The sequence below is a fragment of the Flavobacterium johnsoniae genome, from assembly GCF_001879205.1.
GTDB classification, from domain to species: domain Bacteria; phylum Bacteroidota; class Bacteroidia; order Flavobacteriales; family Flavobacteriaceae; genus Flavobacterium; species Flavobacterium johnsoniae_A.
Genome location: NZ_MLFK01000006.1, coordinates 33,698 through 55,170 on the forward strand (window position 1 = coordinate 33,698; position 21,473 = coordinate 55,170).

At 33.6% G+C, this 21,473-nt stretch carries 22 protein-coding genes; 8 read left to right on the forward strand and 14 right to left on the reverse strand.

Features of this window, described 5'->3' with window-relative positions; genetic code table 11:
* The first annotated feature begins 30 nt into the window (after window positions 1-30).
* The 3 genes from BKM63_RS09365 (at window position 31) to tsaB (ending at window position 3,541) form a co-directional block, all read left to right on the forward strand.
* The gene (locus tag BKM63_RS09365; protein WP_071636355.1) at window positions 31-1,482 is read left to right on the forward strand and encodes a TolC family protein; all 1,452 of its coding nucleotides are present in this window, start codon (window positions 31-33) and stop codon (window positions 1,480-1,482) included.
* Between the two features lie 6 nt (window positions 1,483-1,488).
* Entirely contained in the window at window positions 1,489-2,772 is a 1,284-nt protein-coding gene (locus tag BKM63_RS09370; protein ID WP_071636356.1) for an efflux RND transporter periplasmic adaptor subunit, read from the forward strand.
* 94 nt (window positions 2,773-2,866) lie between these two features.
* On the forward strand, window positions 2,867-3,541 hold the full coding sequence (tsaB, locus tag BKM63_RS09375) for a tRNA (adenosine(37)-N6)-threonylcarbamoyltransferase complex dimerization subunit type 1 TsaB (protein ID WP_071636357.1): 675 nt from the start codon (window positions 2,867-2,869) through the stop codon (window positions 3,539-3,541).
* Between the two features lie 6 nt (window positions 3,542-3,547).
* Here tsaB and BKM63_RS09380 read toward each other — a convergent pair whose 3' ends face one another.
* From BKM63_RS09380 to BKM63_RS09390, 3 genes are all read right to left on the reverse strand, one after another.
* Window positions 3,548-4,360 (reverse strand): mechanosensitive ion channel family protein, encoded by an 813-nt coding sequence (locus tag BKM63_RS09380; protein WP_071636358.1) that lies wholly within the window; start codon window positions 4,358-4,360, stop codon window positions 3,548-3,550.
* A 92-nt stretch (window positions 4,361-4,452) separates the two neighbouring features.
* Entirely contained in the window at window positions 4,453-4,746 is a 294-nt protein-coding gene (locus tag BKM63_RS09385) for a hypothetical protein (RefSeq protein WP_071636359.1), read from the reverse strand.
* Between the two features lie 155 nt (window positions 4,747-4,901).
* Complete coding sequence (locus BKM63_RS09390; protein WP_071636360.1) at window positions 4,902-5,801, reverse strand: NifU family protein; 900 nt, start codon at window positions 5,799-5,801, stop codon at window positions 4,902-4,904.
* Window positions 5,802-5,943: 142 nt separating this feature from the next.
* On the opposite strand from BKM63_RS09390, the gene BKM63_RS09395 reads away from it, so the two are divergent.
* Together BKM63_RS09395 and BKM63_RS09400 are read left to right on the forward strand one after the other, a co-directional pair.
* Window positions 5,944-6,933 carry a PorP/SprF family type IX secretion system membrane protein gene (locus BKM63_RS09395; protein ID WP_071636361.1) on the forward strand — a complete coding sequence of 330 codons (990 nt, stop codon included), beginning with the start codon at window positions 5,944-5,946 and terminating at the stop codon, window positions 6,931-6,933.
* Window positions 6,934-6,941: 8 nt separating this feature from the next.
* Window positions 6,942-7,460: a gamma carbonic anhydrase family protein gene (locus BKM63_RS09400; protein WP_071636362.1), complete on the forward strand. Its 519-nt coding sequence runs from the start codon at window positions 6,942-6,944 to the stop codon at window positions 7,458-7,460.
* An 88-nt stretch (window positions 7,461-7,548) separates the two neighbouring features.
* Here the strand turns inward: BKM63_RS09400 and BKM63_RS09405 are convergent, their stop codons facing one another.
* The 5 genes from BKM63_RS09405 to BKM63_RS09425 form a co-directional block, all read right to left on the reverse strand.
* The gene (locus BKM63_RS09405; protein WP_071636731.1) at window positions 7,549-8,265 is read right to left on the reverse strand and encodes a LytR/AlgR family response regulator transcription factor; all 717 of its coding nucleotides are present in this window, start codon (window positions 8,263-8,265) and stop codon (window positions 7,549-7,551) included.
* 122 nt (window positions 8,266-8,387) lie between these two features.
* Window positions 8,388-9,488, reverse strand: a complete 1,101-nt coding sequence (locus BKM63_RS09410) for a sensor histidine kinase (protein WP_071636363.1) — start codon at window positions 9,486-9,488, stop codon at window positions 8,388-8,390.
* Window positions 9,489-9,818, reverse strand: a complete 330-nt coding sequence (locus BKM63_RS09415; protein ID WP_071636364.1) for a DUF4907 domain-containing protein — start codon at window positions 9,816-9,818, stop codon at window positions 9,489-9,491.
* Window positions 9,808-10,815, reverse strand: coding sequence for a Kelch repeat-containing protein (locus BKM63_RS09420; RefSeq protein ID WP_071636365.1), 1,008 nt, complete (start codon window positions 10,813-10,815; stop codon window positions 9,808-9,810). Before BKM63_RS09420 ends, BKM63_RS09415 begins: the two co-directional genes overlap by 11 nt.
* A gap of 16 nt (window positions 10,816-10,831) precedes the next feature.
* Window positions 10,832-11,674 (reverse strand): DUF6268 family outer membrane beta-barrel protein, encoded by an 843-nt coding sequence (locus tag BKM63_RS09425; RefSeq protein WP_071636366.1) that lies wholly within the window; start codon window positions 11,672-11,674, stop codon window positions 10,832-10,834.
* 230 nt (window positions 11,675-11,904) lie between these two features.
* Here BKM63_RS09425 and BKM63_RS09430 point away from each other — a divergent pair, with 230 nt between their 5' ends.
* Both BKM63_RS09430 and BKM63_RS09435 read left to right on the forward strand, forming a co-directional pair.
* Window positions 11,905-13,230 carry a DUF4270 family protein gene (locus BKM63_RS09430; protein ID WP_071636367.1) on the forward strand — a complete coding sequence of 442 codons (1,326 nt, stop codon included), beginning with the start codon at window positions 11,905-11,907 and terminating at the stop codon, window positions 13,228-13,230.
* Window positions 13,231-14,469, forward strand: coding sequence for an aromatic hydrocarbon degradation protein (locus BKM63_RS09435; RefSeq protein ID WP_071636368.1), 1,239 nt, complete (start codon window positions 13,231-13,233; stop codon window positions 14,467-14,469).
* A gap of 4 nt (window positions 14,470-14,473) precedes the next feature.
* Here BKM63_RS09435 and murI read toward each other — a convergent pair whose 3' ends face one another.
* Window positions 14,474-15,250: a glutamate racemase gene (murI, locus tag BKM63_RS09440; RefSeq protein WP_071636369.1), complete on the reverse strand. Its 777-nt coding sequence runs from the start codon at window positions 15,248-15,250 to the stop codon at window positions 14,474-14,476.
* 113 nt (window positions 15,251-15,363) lie between these two features.
* On the opposite strand from murI, the gene BKM63_RS23505 reads away from it, so the two are divergent.
* Window positions 15,364-15,537 (forward strand): class IIb bacteriocin, lactobin A/cerein 7B family, encoded by a 174-nt coding sequence (locus tag BKM63_RS23505; RefSeq protein ID WP_123907061.1) that lies wholly within the window; start codon window positions 15,364-15,366, stop codon window positions 15,535-15,537.
* Between the two features lie 149 nt (window positions 15,538-15,686).
* Here BKM63_RS23505 and BKM63_RS09445 read toward each other — a convergent pair whose 3' ends face one another.
* Genes BKM63_RS09445 through BKM63_RS09465 form a run of 5 tightly spaced genes read right to left on the reverse strand, consistent with a single transcriptional unit; the run spans window position 15,687 to window position 21,403 of the window.
* Window positions 15,687-16,190 carry an OmpH family outer membrane protein gene (locus BKM63_RS09445; RefSeq protein WP_207539250.1) on the reverse strand — a complete coding sequence of 168 codons (504 nt, stop codon included), beginning with the start codon at window positions 16,188-16,190 and terminating at the stop codon, window positions 15,687-15,689.
* A gap of 14 nt (window positions 16,191-16,204) precedes the next feature.
* Window positions 16,205-17,218 (reverse strand): OmpH family outer membrane protein, encoded by a 1,014-nt coding sequence (locus BKM63_RS09450; protein WP_071636370.1) that lies wholly within the window; start codon window positions 17,216-17,218, stop codon window positions 16,205-16,207.
* A gap of 42 nt (window positions 17,219-17,260) precedes the next feature.
* Window positions 17,261-20,038 carry a BamA/OMP85 family outer membrane protein gene (locus BKM63_RS09455; RefSeq protein WP_071636371.1) on the reverse strand — a complete coding sequence of 926 codons (2,778 nt, stop codon included), beginning with the start codon at window positions 20,036-20,038 and terminating at the stop codon, window positions 17,261-17,263.
* A complete protein-coding gene (locus BKM63_RS09460; RefSeq protein ID WP_071636372.1) occupies window positions 19,971-20,711 on the reverse strand; it encodes an isoprenyl transferase in 741 nt (246 codons plus the stop codon). Before BKM63_RS09460 ends, BKM63_RS09455 begins: the two co-directional genes overlap by 68 nt.
* Window positions 20,712-20,713: 2 nt before the next feature.
* Window positions 20,714-21,403: a DUF6089 family protein gene (locus BKM63_RS09465; protein WP_071636373.1), complete on the reverse strand. Its 690-nt coding sequence runs from the start codon at window positions 21,401-21,403 to the stop codon at window positions 20,714-20,716.
* Between the last annotated feature and the right edge of the window lie 70 nt (window positions 21,404-21,473).

Here is a 21,473-nt window from a genome sequence, read left to right on the forward strand (position 1 = left end):
GTTGGTTTACTGCGCTTTCATTCAAAATATATGAAAATAAATAAATATAATAGTTTTGTTTTTGCCATCTTGTTCGGTTTTGGAGTAACCGGTCATGCACAATCAAAACAATGGACTTTGGAGGAATGTGTGAGATACGCATTGGAGAATAATATAACGATTAAATTAACCGAGTTAGATTTAAAAACCGCGGCAATTGATAAAAGAGGTGCTATAGGAAATTATCTTCCGTCAGTAAATGCAAATGCTTCACACTCTTGGAATATTGGTTTAAACCAGAACATTACAACAGGTTTACTTGAAAATCAAACTACACAATACTCTTCTATCGGAGCTTCTGTTGGAGTTGATATCTATAAAGGACTTCAAAATCAGAATACACTTCGCAGAGCAAATCTTTCTATCATAGCTTCAAAATATCAATTGCTGAAAATGCAGGAGGATATTTCATTGAACGTTGCCAGTGCTTTTTTGCAGATTTTATCTAATAAAGAAGATTTAAAAGTTAAAAAAGAGCAGTTAGCTATTGACGAAAAGCGTTATGCGCGTTCTGAAGAAATGGTAAATGCAGGAACCATTCCACGTGGTGATTTATTTGATTTAAAAGCCACTGTTGCAACAGATAAACAAAACATTACAGTTTCTGAAAATAATTTGTTGATTTCTAAATTAAGTTTAGCACAGCTTTTACAATTAAAAGAATTTGCTGATTTTGATGTAATCGATAATACAAACTTGCAGGACGAAAATAATATCATGGCGCAGAGTCCAATTGAGATTTACAATAAAGCAAAAGAAATCAGAACAGAGTTAAAATTAGCTCAGACTAACCTCGAAATTGCTGAAAAAAATGTTGCTATTGCGAGAGGAGCATATCAGCCAACTTTAAGTGCGTTTTATAACTTTAATACAAGAGCTAGTTATTCTGATATAATTACAGGATCTATCCCAAATACAGTCAATCCAACTACGCAAATTGGATTTGTTGAAGGAACAAATCAGGCAGTGCTTCGTAATAACAGCACTTCTGTTTTGGGTAACGCAGCTCCAATATTAGATCAGTTTAATGATAATAAAGGGCAGTCTTTTGGTTTGCAGCTTTCTGTTCCAATATTTAACGGTTTCTCTGCCAGAAATAATGTTGAAAGAAACAAAGTAAGTTTAGAGAAATCTAAAATAGATTTAGAGCAAAAAAGTTTAGATTTGCAACGTAACGTTTATACTGCGTTTACAGATGCAAAAGGAGCTTTAAATACCTATGAATCATCAACTGTTACTTTAGAAGCGAGACAACAAGCGTATAATTACGCTAAAGAAAAGTATGATGTTGGTTTAATGAATTCATTCGATTTTACACAAGCACAAACTTTGCTGACCAATGCACAGTCTGACGTTATTAGAACGAAATACGATTACATGTTCAAAATTAAAATACTTGAATTCTATTTTGGAATTCCAATTGTTCCAATTATTACAAAATAATTTATTATGTCAAAAAAAACAATTTACTTCTTAGTTGGCGGGGCAGTGCTTCTAATTGCTGCATTAATAACATATAAAGGAGTAATAGGAAATAAAGAGGAAGGAAAAGAAGTTGAAACATCAAAAGTGGCAGCTTCTACAATTGTTGAAACGGTTTCGGCAACTGGAAAAATCCAGCCCGAAATAGAAGTAAAACTTTCATCCATGGTTTCCGGTGAAATTATTGCGTTAAATGTAAAAGAAGGTCAGGTTGTAAAAAAAGGTGATTTATTAGTAAAAATAAACCCTGATTTATATACTTCAGGTTTAGAGAGATCTGTAGCCAATTTATCTGGAACTAAGGCTGGTTTAGTACAGTCTGAAGCCAGTTTTAAAGAAGCAAAAGCCAATTACGAACGTAATAAAACCTTGTATGACAAAGGCGTAATTTCAAAATCAGATTGGGATAAAGCAATTTCAACATACGAAGTTGCAAAAGCGACAAAACAAAATGCGTATTATAATGTTCAAAGTGCTTCGGCGTCTGTAACAGAAGCCAGAGACAATTTAGGACGTACGACAATTTATGCTCCTGCAGATGGTACTATTTCAGTTTTAAATGTTGAGTTAGGCGAGCGTGTTTTAGGAACACAGCAAATGGCCGGAACAGAACTTTTAAGAGTAGCCAACCTTAATAATATGGAGGTTGAAGTTGATGTAAATGAAAATGATATCGTAAAAATTAAAATTGGAGACGAAGCCAATGTTGAAGTCGATGCTTATCTAAAAAAGAAATTTAAAGGTACCGTAACCAGTATTTCGAATTCTGCCAGTACAACATTAACATCAGATCAGGTTACGAATTTTAAAGTAAAAGTTCGTATTTTAAAAGAATCGTATCAGGATTTAGTAGAGGGAAAACCAGCTGCATATTCACCTTTTAGACCAGGAATGACCGCTACAGTTGATATTATTACGACAACAAAAAATAATGTTTTGGCCGTGCCCATTAGCTCTGTTGTAGTTAAATCAGATACTACAGCCGTTACAGATTTTAAAGTTGAAGATCCAAACGAGAAAAAAGCCACCCCAAAAAGCGATAAGAAATTCGAATGCGTTTTTGTGAAAGTTGGTGATAAAGCAAAAATCAGAATTATTAAAACCGGGATTCAGGACGATACCAATATTGAAGTAATGTCTGGATTAAAAGCTGGTGATGTAGTAATTACCGGACCTTATACTACGGTTTCTAAAGAACTAAATTCCGGAGATAAAGTAAAGCTTAAAAAAGCAGATACGCCTAAGAAATAAATAAGATATCTTTAAAGATATAGTCAGCCTGAGCGAAGTAGGAGTTTCAACTGCGTTCAGCCTGACATAATAATAAATTTTAAAATTACACACCTTGTCTTTTATTCTCAATATCGAAACAGCGACCAAAAATTGTTCAGTATCAATTGCAAAAAACGGAGAAACGATTCTTTGTAAAGAAATTGCTGAAGAAGGATATTCGCATGCCGAAAAACTTCACGTTTTTATTGAAGATGTTATAGCCGAATCCGGAATTTCGGTTCAGGAATTAGCTGCAATTGCGGTAAGCCAGGGGCCAGGTTCATATACAGGTTTACGAATTGGTGTTTCGGCGGCAAAAGGATTGTGTTTTGCTCTAAATATTCCATTAATTGCGGTTGATACACTGCAGACTTTAGCCTCTAAAGCCAATGTTTCTGATGGTAAGATTATTCCAATGCTGGATGCCAGAAGAATGGAGGTTTACAGCGAAGTTTTTAATGCTGATTTACAAGTTGAAAGAGCGATTCAGGCGGAGATTATTACAGAAGATTCTTTTTCGGAATATAATGAAAAAGTTTACTTTGTTGGAGATTGTGCCGAGAAATGCAAACCGCTTTTAACGAAAGAAAATTTTATCTTTTTAGAAGAAATCAAATATCCTTCGGCTGGAGAAATGAGTAAAATCAGTTATGATAAATATCAAAAAAGCGACACGGTAGATGTCGCTTATTTTGAGCCTTATTATTTAAAAGATTTTATGATGACGCTGCCATCAAAAAAACAATAAACGTTATTATTTTTGAAGTGTAAACGGCTGAACAGAAATTCCTGCTTCGTCTAGGGCGGTTTTACAATTCTCTAAAGTTTCTGAAAAAACAGCTCCGTAATTAGCATTTTTTGCCCAGGGACGAACTGCAAAATCAACTGAACTTGCAGATAAATTCTTTACAAAAACCTCAGGAGCCGGAGTTTTAAGCACTTTAGGGTTTTTGTTTAAAACATCCAAAAGAATATCTTTTGCCTTTTTAATATCCGAATCATAAGAAATTGAGAATGTTAAATCGGCTCTTCTTTCTCCCTGCATCGAGTAATTAATAATCGTTCCGTTTGACAAGGCGCCGTTGGGTACAAAAACCGTCTGATTGTTTCCGGTAAGCATTTTAGTTACAAAAATCTGAATTTCTAAAACCGTTGCAATCACGCCCTGAGCTTCGATTGTATCACCCACTTTAAAAGGTTTAAAAACGATAATTAGCATTCCGCCGGCAAAATTTGAAAGTGAACCCTGCAATGACAAACCAACTGCAAGTCCCATCGCACCCAAAATCGCTACGAATGACGAAGTCTCGATGCCAAGTTTTGAAATAAAAGTTACAAACAATAAAATGCGAAGTGCCCAAAGTAAAATATCGGCAAGGAATTTTGTTAACGTTGGGTCAAGATTTCTCTTCACCATTATTTTTCTGATGACTCTGTTTATTAATCTAATGGCATATAAACCAATAAATAAAATTAGAAATGCAGAGATTAATTTTGGAGAATAATCAATTAAGATATTAATAAATTTCGTTGCGTAATTGCTAAACTGTTCCGGATTGATGTACATGTTTTCTGTATAAAAAAACCTTCTCAATAGAGAAGGCGTATTAGTTTTGCAAATATAAATATATTTTATTTTTTATCTGAAAAGAGTTTTGATTACTTATCAGAATCGTCTGCCGTAATCGCTTTTTCGCTCACATCAACTACACTTTCTGTAACCAGATTATCATCTGTAATTTCAGAAGTTAGAGATTCAATTGCGTCACCTATTGAATCTGCAGCTTCTTTAATTTTTTCAATAGCTTCTTCAGCAAAAATTTCGGCCTTATCTATAAAAGGCTCAACGGCTTCTTTTACTTCTTCTAAAGTGTTTTCGGCTTTGCCGGCAAAATCGTCTGCAGTTTCTTTGGCTGATCCAAAGAAATTCTTAAAAAATGAAGTTAATCCCATGGTTTTTGGTCGATTGATTTAGATTACAATATTAATTGTTTTTCCGGAAAAACAATCGAAATCCAGAATAATTAATTGATAATTAATAGAGTATGGGAATAAAAAAAGCGCCCTCTTTAAAAGGCGCTTTTTCTATTATTTATGATGCAGAAATTTTATGCATTTACAGCTTCAACCTTAATTGCTTCGTCGTTCAGCATACTTTTCAGCATGTTTTCGATACCGCTTTTTAATGTAAAAGTGGAAGAAGGACAACCGCTGCAGGCACCCTGCAGGATTACTTTTACCGTTTTGTCGTCTTCATTATAAGAATCAAAAGCGATATTACCGCCATCAGCTGCAACGGCAGGTTTTACGTATTCTTCTAATATATTAATGATTTGCTGAGAAGTAACATCTAATTTATCAAATGCTTCGTCTTTTGTAACATCATTTTTAGTTGCTGTCTGAATTAAACTTTCATCTAAAACAGTTCCTCCGTTTTCAATAAATTGTTTGATGAAGGTTCTTAATTCTAATGTGATTTCCTGCCAGTCGTTGATTTCATACTTAGTTACAGAAATATAATTTTCATCGATAAATACTTCTTTTACATAAGGAAATTTGAATAATTCCTGTGCCAATGGAGAAGAAGCAGTCTGGTCGATGTTTTTATATTCAACAGCATTTCTGGTTAGCATTCTGCTTACCACAAATTTTAATGCTGAAGGATTGGGAGTTGTTTCTCCGTAAACAGTAATAGGCTGTTTTTTGGCTTTGTTTTCGTCGACTTTAATAATAACACCGCCTTTATCTACAAATGCTGTAATTTGTTCTGCAACAGCATCTTTTACGTCATCCCATTCTACAATACTGTATCTTTCGATAGCAATAAAATTTCCCGAAATATAAACCGTTTTTACAAATGGAAGATAAAACAATTGCTGTGCTAAAGGAGAGGCTTGCGCTTCGTCAATGTTTTTAAATTCAAAGTTTTGATTTTGAGTAATAAAATCTTCAAATTCGAACTTTAATATAGTTGGATTTTGAGTTTCTTTTATAGTGATTTTTGTCATGGTAGTAATTTTTTGCAAATTTACTAAAGTTATTTTCTACTAATACCTATATTTGATTTTTTAATAAAATAATTAAGACTCTTTTCAAATAATTCGTACGAAATTATGAGAGTGTAAAAAATATTTAAACTCCTTTGCCATTATGAAATTAAGAATCAAGTATTTATTTGTTTTTTTAATTGCTTCATTCTTTTCTTATTCGCAGGAAGGAATTCCGGTTTATTCAGATTATTTATCAGATAATTATTACTTAATTCATCCCTCGATGGCGGGAGCTGCAAATTGTGCAAAAATAAGATTAACAGCCAGGAAACAATGGTTTGGACAGGAAGATGCGCCAGCTCTTCAAACTTTAAGTTTTAACGGAAGAATAGGAGAGAGATCCGGGGCCGGAATTATTGTTTTTAACGACAAAAACGGATATCATTCAGAAAAAGGAGTAAAGCTTACTTATGCGCATCATATTATGTTTTCAAGAGACGAACTAGATTTAAATCAGCTTTCTTTTGGTATAAGCGGCGGTTTGACTCAAAATCAATTAGACGAAACAAATTTTGGAAGTACTTTTGACCCAATCGTTTTTGGTTCGATTCAAAAAGATTCTTATTTTAATATGGATATTGGAGCATCGTATAATTTTCTGGATTTTTATGCGCATGCAACAGTTCAGGGGCTTCTTGAAACCAGAAGAGAATTGTATACAGATTATGAAAGCGATAATTTGAGAAAGTTTCTTTTAAGTGCCGGATATGTCTTTGGTAAAAGAGATAAAATTACCTGGGAACCCTCAATTTTGTTTCAATATTTTGATCAGACGAAACAAAAATCTATAGACTTGAATTTAAAAGCATACAAGAACATGGATTTTGGAAGTTTGTGGGCAGCATTCTCATATAGAAGAAGTTTTGATGGGGCGCAATATAGCTCAGGAAGCGGGGTTTCATCTCAAAAACTGCAATATTTTACTCCAATTATTGGTGTAAATTACAAGAACTTTATGTTTGCCTATACCTATTCTCAGGTTGGGGGAAATGTGAAATTTGATACTGGTGGTTATCACCAGATTACTTTAGGAATTGATCTATTTTGTAGAAAGGAACGTTACGATTGTAATTGTCCTGCAATTAATTAAAATTTGTTATGCTTATTAAATCTGTAAACGGAAAAACACCTTCTATTCCAGAAGATTGTTATGTTGCTGAAAATGCCACAATTGTTGGAGATGTTTCATTTGGAGATTCTTGCAGTGTTTGGTTTAATGCTGTGGTTCGCGGCGATGTTCATTTTATCAAAATAGGAAACAAGGTAAACATTCAGGATGGTGCGATAATTCACTGTACGTATCAAAAACATCCCACAATTATAGGAAATAATGTATCGATTGGACATAATGCCATTGTGCACGGATGCACGATTCACGACAATGTTTTAATTGGTATGGGATCAATTGTAATGGATAATTGTGTGGTAGAAAGCAATTCGATTATTGCAGCCGGAGCTGTTTTAACTCAAAACACCATTGTTCCTTCGGGGGCTATTTTTGCCGGAGTTCCTGCCAAAAAAGTAAAAGATATTGACCAATCTGATTTTGCAGGTGAAATAGAACGTATTTCTAATAATTACGTAATGTATTCGGGCTGGTTTAAAAACGAAGAATAAATTAGATAAATTCCAATTAATAGAACAATTCCAAATTCCAATGATTGTTAATAATTATTGGAATTTTTCATTTTTAAAATTTAATAATCTATAAATTGATTTTCTCAAAGAAAGCATTTTTATAACTTTCACTTATGGGAATTCGTTTGTCACTGATTAAAACTTTGTTTTTTTGAATCGATTTTACATGTTTTATATTGATAATGTAAGATCGGTGAATTCTTGAGAAACCTTTGCTGGAAAGCAGGTTTTCGAGTTTTATTAAGCTTATTAAAGTAAGTGTAAATTTATTATCTGTCGTATATATTTTTACGTAATCTTTTAGTCCTTCGATAAATAGAATATCTGAAAAATTCATTTTTACATTTTCATATTCTGCTCGTACAAACATAAAATCTTGTTCAATTTCAGGAGTCGAAATATTTTCTGAAACGGCTTGAACGGGAGATGCAGTATTGTTGATTTGCTGTGCCCTTACAACCGATTTTAAAAAACGATGAAACGGAATTGGTTTTACCAGATAATCAACGGCACCAAGATTAAATCCTTCAACGGCATAATCAGAAAAAGCAGTAGTAAAAATTACTAAAGGTTTTTTTTCTATTGTATTTAAAAAATCTATTCCGGAAAAATGCGGCATCTGAATATCCAGAAAAATCAAATCAATATTATTTTGATTGATGAATGAAACGGCATCAATGGCATTATTAAAAGTATTGACCAATTCCAGCGAATCGACCTTTTTGACAAAATCTTCTAATAACTCAACTGCTAAAGGTTCATCATCTATTATTACGCATTTCATCTGTTTGAAATTAAGTTTTAAAAATTGTTTGGCGGTCAAAAGTAGTTTTAAACCAGTAAATTAAGTTTTAAAATTATCATAAAATACTATTTCGAATATTTTTAGGTTCATTAATGTATTGTTTAATTTACTGCAGTTTGAATCTCATCTAATTTCAGGTTTAAATGCACTCGATAAAATTGATCATCCTGATTAATAGTTAGTTCATGTGCATTCGGATAAAGCAAATCCAGTCGGTTTTGAATATTTACTAATCCAATTCCCGAATTTTCAGGGTCTTTTATATAGTTTTCAATTGTGTTTTCAATCCAGAAATCAAGATTGTTTTCTGAAATAAAAATCTTAATTTTTACGTGTGCCGCGCCCTTGTAATCGGTACCGTATTTAAAAGCATTCTCAACAAAAGAAATTAATAACAAAGGTTCAATAAATTTGTTTCTGGTATCGCCGTGAACATTAATAACGATGTCTTCGATATTGTTAAGACGGAGTTTTTGTAAATCGATATAATTCTGAATGTAATTGATTTCTTTTTCTAAAGCCACCGTTTTATTATCTGTTTCATACAACATATATCGCATTAATTCAGACAATGTTACGATGGCATCAGGGACCAAATCAGATTTCTTATGCGCCAGAGAATAAATACTGTTTAGGGAATTGAATAAAAAATGCGGATTAGTCTGCTTTCTCAGATAGATCAATTCTGTATTTGTTCGGTGTGTTTCGGCTATTAATTTGTTTTGCTGGTTATTATAGAACTCTGTTAATGTTCTAATTACTGCGCTTATTGTGATAATTAAAATATAAAAGAATGAAGGTCCGATTTTAAAAAATAAGGGCTGTCTTGTGGCCATTATTGCTGTTGTTCTTCGTCCTTTATAGATTAATTTAAGATCTTCGGGCGGTATCATCCTTGGTCTTACATGTTTAAATTCAGGAATAAAATAATTAATTCTGATAATCATGAAAACGGCGATGATGACAAAAATGAAAAGAAAATACTTCCAATACTTTTTTTGAAGCAGAAGAGCAGGAACCAAATAAAAATAATTCAGATAGAACAAGATAATTCCAGTTGCCCATTGTACATAGAAATCATTGTTGATTCTAAATGGACTTTCATAAAATTGGATTAGCGAAGTCAGAATGAAGAAAACCCAAATCATAAAGTGAAACAATATTTTATTTGAATTTGTATTTTTAATGGTATCTAGTGTCATTTATAATTTTATTTTTAATAAAATTAATTCATTTTTGGTTACCGTTGGAGATAAGTTCTGTTTGAGTTTTTCTACAACCAGACCAGCTGTTTTTAAAGCCTCTTCTTCTGTCGAAAAACTTTTGGTGTCATTTATAACCGGAATAATCGATTGTTTGATTATAATTTTTTCTTTATACGAAATCGAATATCCCCAGCCTGAACTTGTTTTAAAAGATTCTGTTTTGAAATTTTCCTTTTTTGCACAGGAAACGATTTGTAAAGCAAAAAACAAAATCAATAAATTCTTCTGGATTTTACTCCAGAAGAATTTGTGTTTGTTAATTGTCATCGTCGCTTTGCTCATCTTGAGGTCTAAATTCCCAGGCATCATCAAAGTAAGACGAGCCCACTCTTCCTAACATATAAAAACCGCGATTGTTAATGGAGAAGCCAACAGCGTCAGTTCTGGTTGCACCTTCCATAGCAGTTCTCTCTACCCAAAGATCTGTTGACGGAGTATACTCCCAAACTGTTTTGATGTTTTCACCGCCTACAACATATCCCAATCCGTTCATTGCAAAACTAGAAGCATTAGATCGTGTAATGGCATATTCATCATTATACGAATAGTCGTCATCAGTATCTTTATCGATATCTCTTTTTCTTGTCCAGACATCGGTTGCCGGATCAAATTCCCAAAAATCTTCCTGATAAGACCCATTGTTCACTCCGGTTACCAGATAAGCTTTATCCGAAATAACAAAAACAGTCGCATTACGTCTTTTGTTGCCGCTAAAACCGTTTACAAGTGTCCAGGTGTTTGCCTGATCATTGTATTGATAGAAATCTTTTAGATAATTTCCGTCATAACCAGTTCCAAAATACGCTTTTCCACCTGCCTGAAAACCTACAGCTCCATAACGTCCTGTACCTCCAAAGTCTGCTTTTTGCGTCCAGCTGTTATTTGAAGGATCATATTGATAAAAATCTTTTAGTTTATTAGTTCCATCATACCCAAGACCAACATAGCCTTTTTCGTTTAATGTAAAACTCGATGCAGAACTTCTTCCTACTCCTGTAAAATCTGCTTTTTGTTCCCAATAATCCCCATTTGAGTTATAAGCCCATAAATCTTTCAAATAAACATCTCCTGTATAACCGGTTGCAACATACGCATAATCACCAATTACAAAACTTGTGGCACTGGATCTGGCAGGACCGTCAAAAGCAGACTTTTTAATCCAGTTCCCTACCAAATCATCGTCGTCATCGTCATTACTGCAGCTTACAAAAAAAAGGCTGGAAAACAGTGTTGCGAATAATATTCCTTTTTTTAAATTATTCATAATCTATTAAATTTATTTATTGTTTGTATTTGATCCCAATTCCCAAAACGTAACCGCTGCCTGTATTAAAATCATAAACAGCATGATCTCTGCTGTCGGTTAGTTTGTATTTTTTGTCAAAATCATATCCGGCCTTAAAATTTAAAAACCAGTTTTTTTCGACATTTCGTTCATATTCAAATGATGTTGTCATTTGCGAAAGAACTGCCTTTGCGGCTGTATTATTTGTGTTATTCTGAGTATCTAAATTGTAAAAGTTCCCGTTGAAATTGTTGTTCAGGCTGAATTTATTTCGGATGTTATTTGAATACGAAATTTTTGAATCCGGAAAACCAATCAATACATTAGTACTGTTATTGACAGTATAATTGAATGAGGCTGTAGGCATAAACTTCATATTTCCAAAAACAGTTGTTCTCGCAGCTCCAATGCTGAGAATGGCTTTTGAATTTAGTTTCTGACTGATTTCAAAACTTCCTAAAAGCGAGAAATCAGAAAAATCTAAATTGTGCTGAAAACCTGCCGTTGGCGTTAGCGAAAAATGTAGCGTTGTCGACTTCGAAATGTCTTTTGATATTTCGAATTTATCCTTAATCTGACGCAGCTCATTTAAACTCTCAAATGTTCCGGCACTTCCCGGTTCATAATTTACATTCAAATTAGAAAACGATACAGTATTTGCGATACTGGTTTTTGGGTTTATTATTTTGCTGAAAAAGACTCCAATGCCAGTTTCGTTAAAATCACTTTTATCCGTTGGTTCTGTTTTTAAATTCATGTTTACCGAAAACTTTTCCTGAGCTTTCATGCTGAAAGACGATACTAAAAAAGCCGAACAAATTATAAACCTTATTTTCATTACTTATTTATTGGTTCAAAAGTAGGTTGGGGAAGGGTTTAAAAAAAAGAAGATATATGTATGACTCTTTTTGATAGACTAAATCGTCGTTTTTAAGGGCGAACGAGATATTTAGTGCTGTAGGTCTATTATAGATAGTTTCGTGCCTTTTATAGGGTAAAAACACTAGCCTGTATATGTTATAGTGACGTGCAGAAGAGCTCAATTTATATTTGCTCAAAAAATAGGTTATGCGCAAGTTTATATTATTGTTGTTTTTTGTTTTTACTATATTTTCATGCGGTACTGATACCGATGCCGGAAAGTTTGTTGTGGGGTCTGATTATTTGGCAGTAAACAATAAAGTGATACTTGTTGATACGGTAACGGTCGACATGTCTACCATAAACATTGATTCGCTGTTAACATCAAGCCAGAGCCGCATTTTGATAGGAAATTATGATGATCCTGTTTTTGGGAAAGTAAAGTCAAATAGTTATTTTCAATTATCAGGAACTTCTTATGCTTTAAACAATAGTGGATCAGATACTGAGACGGCAAATCTTGTTTTCGACTCGATTTCCATGATCCTTAAGTATGATAATTACTATTACGGAGATACGACTCAGGTGCAAAAATTTGATATTCATCGTTTAACTCAAAAAGTAAAACCAAATACTGATGATTCCAGTTTTTACAATAGTTCAACTTTAAGTTACAGCGATGAAAGTTTGGGAACAATTTCATACAAACCACGTCCACTAGAAAAAGATTCTATTAATATTAAAATGAGTACTGCGTTTGGTGAAGGGATTTTCCAAAAAATAAAAAGCAGGGAGGTTACAGATTTTGACAGTTTTACAGAGTATCTAAAAGGACTTGTACTCGTGCCTTCGACTTCAAATTCTTCGAGCGTTATTGGTTTTCATACTTCAACAAGTAAAATCAGGTTGTATTATTCTAAATACAAATCAGATAAAGAGGATTCGTATTATATTGATTTTTCGGTTTTAGATATTGCAAAGCAGTTTAATTCTATTTCTTCGGATAAAACGGGAACTTTAATTCAAAATTTACCTGTTTCCAGCAGTAAACTTTCGAGTTCGTTAACCAATAAACAGGGTTTTATACAATCTGGAACGGGAGTCGCCTGTCGAATTGATTTTCCGAACATAAAACAGCTTAAATATATTTCAGATAATGGTGCTATTGTCGATGCGCAGCTGCTCTTAAAACCAGTCAATAATTCTTATTCTGAGAAATATCCCCTGGCCGATTCCTTAAGGGTCTATGTGGCTGACAATTTAAACCGACTCAGCAGTCCATTGCTGAACTCTGCAGGTTCTGCCGTTTACGGGATTTTAAATAAAAAGAGTGACGAGTTCAACGAAAACATCGGATATACAATTCCGCTTGGAAATTTTTTGCAAAAAGAAATGCTAAAAACATCTGATTCCAGATCTTCTCTAATCTTAATGCTGCCGGGTATTTCAAAAGCAGTTAATAGAATTGTTTTAGGTGATCAAAAACATTTGGACAATAAAATTCAACTCAAAATTTATTACATCTCCTATTAAATGAAAAATAGAATAGTTTTTTTTAGCTGCTTCATTTTAATGTCGCTTACTTCATTTTCTCAAAGTATTTCAAGCTCTCCTTATTCCTTATACGGATTAGGAAGTTTGTACGATTCAGATTTTGGATCACTTCCTTCAATGGGATCTTCCGGAATTGCATTGCCGTCGGATAGTTTTATTAATAATTTAAATCCGGCATCGTTAGGATTTATGCCTTTAAATCATTTTATGCTCGATGTGGGAGGAAAAGCGATAGCCACAACTTATGAGAATAAAACTTTGACTGAAAAACGAAATAATTTTCAGTTTTCGCATATTGCTTTTGCATTTCCTGTTACGAAAAATTCGGGTTTCAGCGTGGCTTTGTGTCCTTATTCGAGTGCGACATTCAAAATTTCTGATCTCATTCTCCCTATTTCGGATAGTCAGGAAACGTATAGCTTAACAGCCGAAGGTTCCGGTGGATTAAATAATTTTGATTTTTCTTATGGCTATCGATTTGGTAAAAAACTAACCGTAGGAGTCTCGGCTGCTTTATTGTTTGGAAATACGGTCGATGACAGAACTTTTACGATTTTAAATTCAATAACAACGATTCATAAAAGAAATGATTATAATGGAGTGCACGCAACAGCAGGAGGGCAATATGTAATTGATTCTACTTTTACTATTGGAGGAACTGTCAAGCTGCCGTCGCGGGTTAAAAGCTCAAAAGTGCAATCGGTTGAAACTACAAAAGACGGGGTTGTAACTGCTATAGAATCAGACAAGGGATCAGATATAGACGATTATTATATGCCCCTTGAAATTGGAGTAGGAGTTAGCAAACGTTTTAAGAATGTTCTAAATGTTACTTTAGATTACGAAAAGAGTTTATGGAACGATACCAAACAATCTGAGTTGTATGGAGATTTTGTAAATCAGGACCGATTTGCTTTGGGTTTTGCCTATTTCAACCCAAAAAAGAATTTCAGGAAATACTGGGATAGGATTCAGTATTTTGCTGGAGCTAATTTTGATACCGGCTATCTCGAAATAGACGGAAAAAGGGTTAACAATGCTTCGGTTTCTGTTGGGGTTAACCTGCCAATTGAAAACACTTTTTCGGCCTTAAATATTTCGTATTCTTACGGACAAAAAGGAACTGTTTCAAATAATTTAATTAAAGAAAATTATCATAAAATATCGATCAATTTGTCTTTAGACGGAATTTGGTTTGTGAAACGAAAGTTTGAATAACGGTTTAGAAATCTTTTTCGATTACCGGATATTTATCCTCTAAAATCGATTTTAAAACTGCGGGATTCGAATTTACGTAGAATACCGGATCGCTGCTTTGTACGTCTGAAAAACCAACTTTTTCTCTTAAGATGTTTTGAGTTTGTCTTGCTACTGCTTCTCCGGAATCTATAATTTGAATATGTTCCGGAAGAATCTTTTTAATCTGCGGAATCAGGTACGGATAATGACTGCAGCCTAAAACCAGATAATCAATATTGGCATCAATCATTGGCTGTAAATACGATTCTAATAATTGCGTCATTTCAGGAGAGTATAAATTTCCATCTTCAATTAATTGAACCAGGCCATGACCAACTTGTTCGATAATTGTAGTATGCTGAAACATCTCGGCTGTTTTATTAAACAGTTCGCTGTTAAGGGTTCCTTTTGTAGCCAGGATTCCAATAACCTGCGTTTTAGAATTAGTAGCGGCAGGTTTTATTGCGGGCTCTATACCAATAAACGGAACATCGTATTCATTACGAAGTTCTCTAATGGCATTTGTTGTTGCCGTGTTGCAGGCAACTACAATTAGCTTGCAATTATTTTCGAGTAAAAAATCAACATTTTTTCTGCTTAATGCAACAATTTCCTCTTTTGTTTTTTGACCATAAGGCGCATTTTTGCTGTCAGCTAAATAAATTGTTTTTTCGTTTGGAAGTAAATCGTGAATGGCACTCCAAATGGAGGTTCCTCCAATTCCAGAGTCGAAAACGCCTATAGGATTATTGTTTGTCATACTACAAAATTAATATTTTTTACTTTCTCTGCAATTTGTTTTTTTTTTAATAAAAAGACATTTTATTGTAAATAAAATACTATATTTATACTTCATCCAAAAAACAATATACTATGAAAATTATCGAAAAATTGTCATCTGAAAAGCTGACTAAAGAAGAGCTTAAAAAAATTAATGGGGGAAATGCACCAGAGTGCTATGGTATTGCCTGTATCGTTGGGTTTGAAGAAAGAAAACCTATTTGGGAATGTTTTCCATCAGGAACTAAATGCCCGCCAAGAACTTAATATACTTTGTGTATTGAAGAAAAGGAGTCTGATATCAGGCTCCTTTTTTTTGAATTTAATAAACGATCATTTTAAAGAGAAATACCATAAAATAAAACGGCTCAAACTTAAAAAGTTTGAGCCGTTTTATTTTATCAGAATTCGTTTTCTTAGAATCCTAAATCTTTTTTCACATCAGCAGTAATGTTTGGACCATCAGCTAATAAAAGAGTAGAACCATCTAAAACGTATTGGTAACCTTTAGCTTTTCCAATTTTTTGGATAGAAGCTCTTACTTTTTCCATTAATGGTTTTACGATATCAGTTTCTTTTTGTTGTAGTTCTTTTTGTGCATTGTCTCTATAGTCAACAATTCTTTTTTGCATGTCTTGAACTTCTTTAGAACGATCTCCGTTTACAGCTTCAGTTACAGTTGCAGCTTCAGCTTCGTACTTTTTGATTTTAGTTTGGTATTCGTCAACCATTTTTTTGTATTCAGCATCATATGTCCCACTTAATTTTTGCAGTTGATTTTGAGCATCAAGCATAGCAGGCATCTTCGACATAATCTCGCTAACATCAACATGGGCAACCTTAGCCTGTGCGTTCATTGTGTTACTTGCTCCTAAAATTAGTATTGCAGCAATTAGTAAAGTTTTGATTTGTTTCATCATTTTTAAAATATTAATTAATTATTGGTCGTATTTGTTTTTTGTGTTTCGGCTTCTTTTGCTTTTTTAGCCGCTTCTCGCTCTTCGAGTATTTTTTTCCTTCTTTCTTCTAATTCTTTTTTACGTTGTTCATAAAGCTTTTGTCTTTCTTCGGCTTTATTTACTGCAGGTTCTGTTGTTTCAGTTGTTCCTGCCGGTTTTGCTGTTTCAGTTGTTTTACCAGCCTCTGTTGATTTTGCTGCCTCTGCTGGTTTAGCAGTTTCAGAAACCGTGCCATTTTTTTTGGCTTCTCTTTCAGCCTGAATAGCTTTTCGTCTATCGTCGTATTCTTTCTTCTTAGCTTCCTGCTCGAGTCTTCTGTCTTCAATAAGTTTTTCCCTAGCCGCTTTTCTTTCGTCTAATACTTTTTGACGATCTGCCATTGCAGGATTTTCATCAATTTCGTTTTCACGATTTTCTTTGGCTTCCTGATCTTTCAATTGCTTTTTAGTCAATTGTTCTCTTTTATCAGTTCTATTCAAAATACGGATCACCTGATCGCTTATATCGAATCTTTTATTGCTGAAAAGCATGGTCAAATCTGATGATTTATCAAATATAAAATCATAATTTTTAGCTTCGGCAATATCTTGAACTGCTGTAAAAACCTGATCCTGAATTGGCTTTGCCAGAGCAGCTTTTTGTCTCATTAAATTACCGTCAGCTCCAAATTGCTTTTGCTGATAATCCAGCATTTCAGTTTCCTGAAACTTTATTTCTGTTTCTCTTTCATCAATTAACTCTTTGGTAAGTAAGGCCTTTTCTGTTTTAAGGCTTTCCTTTAGCGAATTGATGTTTAATTTTTTGGTTTCTATTTCTTGTTTCCACTTTTGAGCCTTAAGCTCTAACTGTGATTTTGCTTCTTTATAATCAGAAACATTTTCCAGAATATATTCCATATCAATGTAACCAATTCTAGTTGTCTTGCCTTGCGCCTGACTTGTATTAGCTACAATCAAGGCTAAAAATATAAATAAAAATTGTTTTCTCATAACATTACTTTATTTGCTGATTTTTAACCAAACGTATTATTTCTAAAATTGTTGTCCAATGATAAAGTGAGTCTCCCAACCATTGGCTTTATTTGTAACAGATCCAGGTAATGCATCGAAACCATAACCGAAATCAATTCCTAATAATCCAAATGCCGGCATGAATACACGTAAACCAGCTCCTGCTGAACGATTCAAGTCAAACGGATTATAATTTTTAAATCCATCATATGATGATCCCGCTTCCAGGAACGTCAAAGCATAAATAGAAGCAGATGATTTTAATGTGATTGGATAACGTAACTCCATTGAGAATTTGTTATAAATCGTAGCTCCAGTCTGCTGTCCGTATCTTGGACTTGTTTTATCTTCAATAATTGGTGTCAACGAGTTGTTAGGATACCCTCTTAACTGTATTGTTTCTCTACCATCCATAGAATACTGCGCCATTCCATCTCCTCCTAAGTAGAAACGCTCAAACGGCACTACACCTCTAGATTGATCATAAGCACCTAAGAAACCAAATTCTGTTAAGGTTCTAAGAACTAATTTACCATAAATTTTGGTATACCAGTCTGCTTTAAATTTTACTTTATAGTATTCTAACCAGTTGTATTTCTTTTGATCGACTTTTGCTACATCTGTATCTGCACTCTTATAATCAGATCCCACACTTACCGTTCCTGTTTGACCATTAACTGTTTCTGCTTTTGTATAATCTCCAGGATTAATAGCCTGTCCATCTATACCAGTTGCTGTAGTCGAACCTGTGTATTGTGTTTTATATTCTTTCTGGTTTTGTAAATCACCGTAATTAATTCCGTTGAATAATGAATAAGGAGGTGTAACTTTTGCAGAAATACTGAACTCAGAACCGTAAGTAGGGAAGATTGGGTTAACTCCTTTATTACTTCTTGAAAGACCAATTGTATATGCTAAGTTTCTTGACGCTCCGTTACCAAAGGTGAATAAACCTGTGAAATAATTATTCAAATCATAGTGCTGGTAACTTACCGATTGTGATAATACAAAATAATCATCTGGCACAGTAAGACGTTTTGCTAAACCAACCTGCACTGTAAAAATATTAAAACTTTGGCTTCTATCAACAGTTCTGGTAAGATAATTGTTGTTAAATTGTTTGCTATACGAGATTGAAGAGCTAAATTGTACTGGTTTTTTTCCTCCAAACCAAGGCTCCGAGAACGATAAGCTGTAAGTTTGGAAATAAGTACTTCCTTGTAAACGAAGTGCTACTTTTTGACCATCCCCCATAGGAAGTGGTTTGTATGCATCTTTATCAAATAATTTTCTTGCAGAGAAGTTGTTAAATGATAAACCTAAAGTTCCGATGAAACCGCCGCCGCCGTAACCTCCTTGAAGTTCAACCTGGCTTGATCCTTTTTCTACTAATTGGTATTCGATATCAACTGTTCCTGCAGCCGGGTCAACATTTCTAAATTCAGGTTTGATAGCTTCAGGGTCAAAGAATCCTAATTGACCAATTTCACGAATTGTTCTAACTAATTCTTCTTTACTGTATTTGTTTCCTGGTTTAGTTCTTAACTCACGGTAAATTACGTGGTCATTTGTTTTGTCATTCCCGGTAACATATATTTTATTGAAGTACGCGATTGGTCCTTCTGTAATTCTAATTTCGAAGTCAATAGTATCATTTACGGTTTTTACCTCTACAGCATTAATTTTAGAGAATAAATAACCATTGTTTTGGTATAAGTTTGTGATGTCTTCACCGTCAGGTTTTGAGTTGTCAGCGATTCTTTTTTCTAACATTACACCATTATAAACTTCTCCTTTTTTGATACCTAAATAACGGTTCAGCTGCTGATCAGAATATACTGTATTTCCTAAGAATTTAATGTTTCCGAAGTAGTATTTGTTTCCTTCTTCAACATCAATTTTAATGGCAAGCATATTTTTCTTCTTGTTGTAAGTAACAGAATCATAAATAATACGTGCATCACGGTATCCTTTTTCTTTGTAAGAGGCAATAACTTTTTCTAAGTCAGTTTTGTATTTTTCAGGAATAAATTTAGAGGCTTTAAAAACACGAAGCAGATTTTTTTGTTTCGTATCTTTCATTGCTGCTCTCAATTTAGTATCTGTAAGCTGCTTGTTTCCAGTAAAATCAATACTGCTGATTTTTACTTTGTCTCCTTTATCGACTCTTACAAGCATGTTTACCTGATTTCCTGCTGTGGTATCAGGAGTAGTGGTAATAACAACTTTTGTGTTGTAAAAACCATCTTTTTTGTATTTGTTTTCGATGTAGTTTTTGGTCGTAGTAATTAAGTTTTCGTTGACAATTTTATTTTTGGTTAAATTGTTGTCCTTAATAAGTCCTTCGACTTTACTTTTCTTGACACCGGTAATTTTAACTTCGTTTAGTTTAGGGAGTTCGACAATATCTAAATCTAGATAAATACTATCGTTTTCTACCTTATTAATATAGAAAGCAATCTCGTCAAAAAGACCAAGTTTACCTAATTTTTTAATTGCACTAGTAATTTCTTCGCCAGGAACGGTTATTTCCTGCCCTTTTTGCAAACCCGAAAAGGTTACGACGGTTTGCTCATTGAAGCTTATTTTACCAACAACAGAGACTTTAGCCAGAATGTATTTTTTTCCTTGATCAAAAGGAACTCTTTCTTGAGCTTTAACTTGTGAAAAACTACCCAATAGTAAAAGGGTACAGATTATTTGTGGTATTCTTTTTTGTAACACTAAAAAATTATTTAATTTGTTCACTGGTTTTTCCAAATCTACGTTCTCTTTTTTGATAACTAATAATAGCCTCATATAAATCTTGATCTTTAAAGTCTGGCCACAAGACATTAGTAAAATACAATTCTGCGTAGGCAATCTGCCAAAGCAAGAAATTACTTATTCTATGTTCTCCACTTGTTCGTATTAATAAATCTACGTCGGGTAAATTTTGCGTGTAAAGATGCTCATTTATAATTGAATCGTCAATAGTGTCTATTGAAATTATATTATTTTTAACTTTATCACTAATCACTCTAACGGCATTTACCAATTCCTCCCTAGATCCGTAGCTTAAGGCAAGAGTTAGGGTAAGGCGGGTGTTGTTTTTTGTTTTTTCAATAACATCTAAAAGCTCTTTTTGAGCACTTTTTGGCAATTTCTCAAGATTTCCAATTGCATTAAGCCTGATGTTGTTTTCCTGAAGGGTAACCAGCTCTTTTTTTAAAGAATTGATCAATATTTTCATCAAGGCTTCAACTTCCAGTTTAGGGCGGTTCCAGTTTTCTGTAGAGAAAGCATATAGAGTTAGGTACTCAATGCCAAGTTTGGCGCAGGTAGTAATTGTTTTTTTTACAGATTTTGTGCCGTTTTCATGACCAAAGGCTCTTAAAAAGCCTTGTTGTTTAGCCCAGCGCCCGTTTCCGTCCATAATAATGGCCAGATGTTTTGGTAAGTTTGATTGATCTATAGAGTCTAGTAAATTCATTATTATTGTGCGCAGTAGCAAGGTTTTTGTCCAAAGGTATAGGTTAAAGTAATACCTGAAAAGACATACCAGTCATTATTATTTAAATTTCCAAATTTTAAAATATTTGTATTGCTGGTGTCAGGATTACTTCCGTCAATATTATCGGTAAAAGTATATCGCACTCCAACTTCAGCACCTACAACAAAATGAGGTGTTATATTCGATTTTATACCTAATATTATAGGTATTGCAAATGAATTTGAATTCACACTTTGTATGTCGTTTGGGTTTGCTTTAAAGCGATACAATCCGTCATAAATAAAAAAGCTTAAACCTGAATATATATAAGGAGTAACTTTTGTATGGTAATCGTGCAGATTGAAATCGAAAAAATTAAATTCTAAACCAGCAGAAAATTCTTTTACATTGTTTTTAAAGCGGTATCCTCTTTTATTTCTCCCGGTTTCGTCAGAATCAAAATCGTTTCCTGAAACCTGAGATTGTGTATATGAAAAGCGATAAGAATGTCTGGGACTCTTATTCCACTTATACAAAACACCAAAAGCCACTTTATTCGGGTTGATATAAGTTGTACTTCCAACATCACCAACGAAGTTGCTTCCGCCAATAAAAACACCCAGCTCGTTTATTTGAGCATTTAGCGTTATAAAAGGGAAAAAACATAACAATAAATTAAAAATTTTCTTCATTTAATTCAAAATTGCGTGCAAATATAATAATTATCGATACGAATCAACGTTCCTTTAGTTAAATGTGCTT

Coding starts and splice junctions, on each gene's coding strand:
- BKM63_RS09365 (WP_071636355.1), top strand. CDS start 31: ATGAAAATAAATAAATATAATAGTTTTGTTTTTGCCATCTTGTTCGGT.
- BKM63_RS09370 (WP_071636356.1), top strand. CDS start 1,489: ATGTCAAAAAAAACAATTTACTTCTTAGTTGGCGGGGCAGTGCTTCTA.
- BKM63_RS09380 (WP_071636358.1), bottom strand. CDS start 4,360: ATGTACATCAATCCGGAACAGTTTAGCAATTACGCAACGAAATTTATT.
- BKM63_RS09385 (WP_071636359.1), bottom strand. CDS start 4,746: ATGGGATTAACTTCATTTTTTAAGAATTTCTTTGGATCAGCCAAAGAA.
- BKM63_RS09390 (WP_071636360.1), bottom strand. CDS start 5,801: ATGACAAAAATCACTATAAAAGAAACTCAAAATCCAACTATATTAAAG.
- BKM63_RS09395 (WP_071636361.1), top strand. CDS start 5,944: ATGAAATTAAGAATCAAGTATTTATTTGTTTTTTTAATTGCTTCATTC.
- BKM63_RS09400 (WP_071636362.1), top strand. CDS start 6,942: ATGCTTATTAAATCTGTAAACGGAAAAACACCTTCTATTCCAGAAGAT.
- BKM63_RS09405 (WP_071636731.1), bottom strand. CDS start 8,265: ATGAAATGCGTAATAATAGATGATGAACCTTTAGCAGTTGAGTTATTA.
- BKM63_RS09410 (WP_071636363.1), bottom strand. CDS start 9,488: ATGACACTAGATACCATTAAAAATACAAATTCAAATAAAATATTGTTT.
- BKM63_RS09415 (WP_071636364.1), bottom strand. CDS start 9,818: ATGACAATTAACAAACACAAATTCTTCTGGAGTAAAATCCAGAAGAAT.
- BKM63_RS09420 (WP_071636365.1), bottom strand. CDS start 10,815: ATGAATAATTTAAAAAAAGGAATATTATTCGCAACACTGTTTTCCAGC.
- BKM63_RS09425 (WP_071636366.1), bottom strand. CDS start 11,674: ATGAAAATAAGGTTTATAATTTGTTCGGCTTTTTTAGTATCGTCTTTC.
- BKM63_RS09430 (WP_071636367.1), top strand. CDS start 11,905: ATGCGCAAGTTTATATTATTGTTGTTTTTTGTTTTTACTATATTTTCA.
- BKM63_RS09435 (WP_071636368.1), top strand. CDS start 13,231: ATGAAAAATAGAATAGTTTTTTTTAGCTGCTTCATTTTAATGTCGCTT.
- murI (WP_071636369.1), bottom strand. CDS start 15,250: ATGACAAACAATAATCCTATAGGCGTTTTCGACTCTGGAATTGGAGGA.
- BKM63_RS23505 (WP_123907061.1), top strand. CDS start 15,364: ATGAAAATTATCGAAAAATTGTCATCTGAAAAGCTGACTAAAGAAGAG.
- BKM63_RS09445 (WP_207539250.1), bottom strand. CDS start 16,190: ATGATGAAACAAATCAAAACTTTACTAATTGCTGCAATACTAATTTTA.
- BKM63_RS09450 (WP_071636370.1), bottom strand. CDS start 17,218: ATGAGAAAACAATTTTTATTTATATTTTTAGCCTTGATTGTAGCTAAT.
- BKM63_RS09455 (WP_071636371.1), bottom strand. CDS start 20,038: ATGAGGCTATTATTAGTTATCAAAAAAGAGAACGTAGATTTGGAAAAA.
- BKM63_RS09460 (WP_071636372.1), bottom strand. CDS start 20,711: ATGAATTTACTAGACTCTATAGATCAATCAAACTTACCAAAACATCTG.
- BKM63_RS09465 (WP_071636373.1), bottom strand. CDS start 21,403: ATGAAGAAAATTTTTAATTTATTGTTATGTTTTTTCCCTTTTATAACG.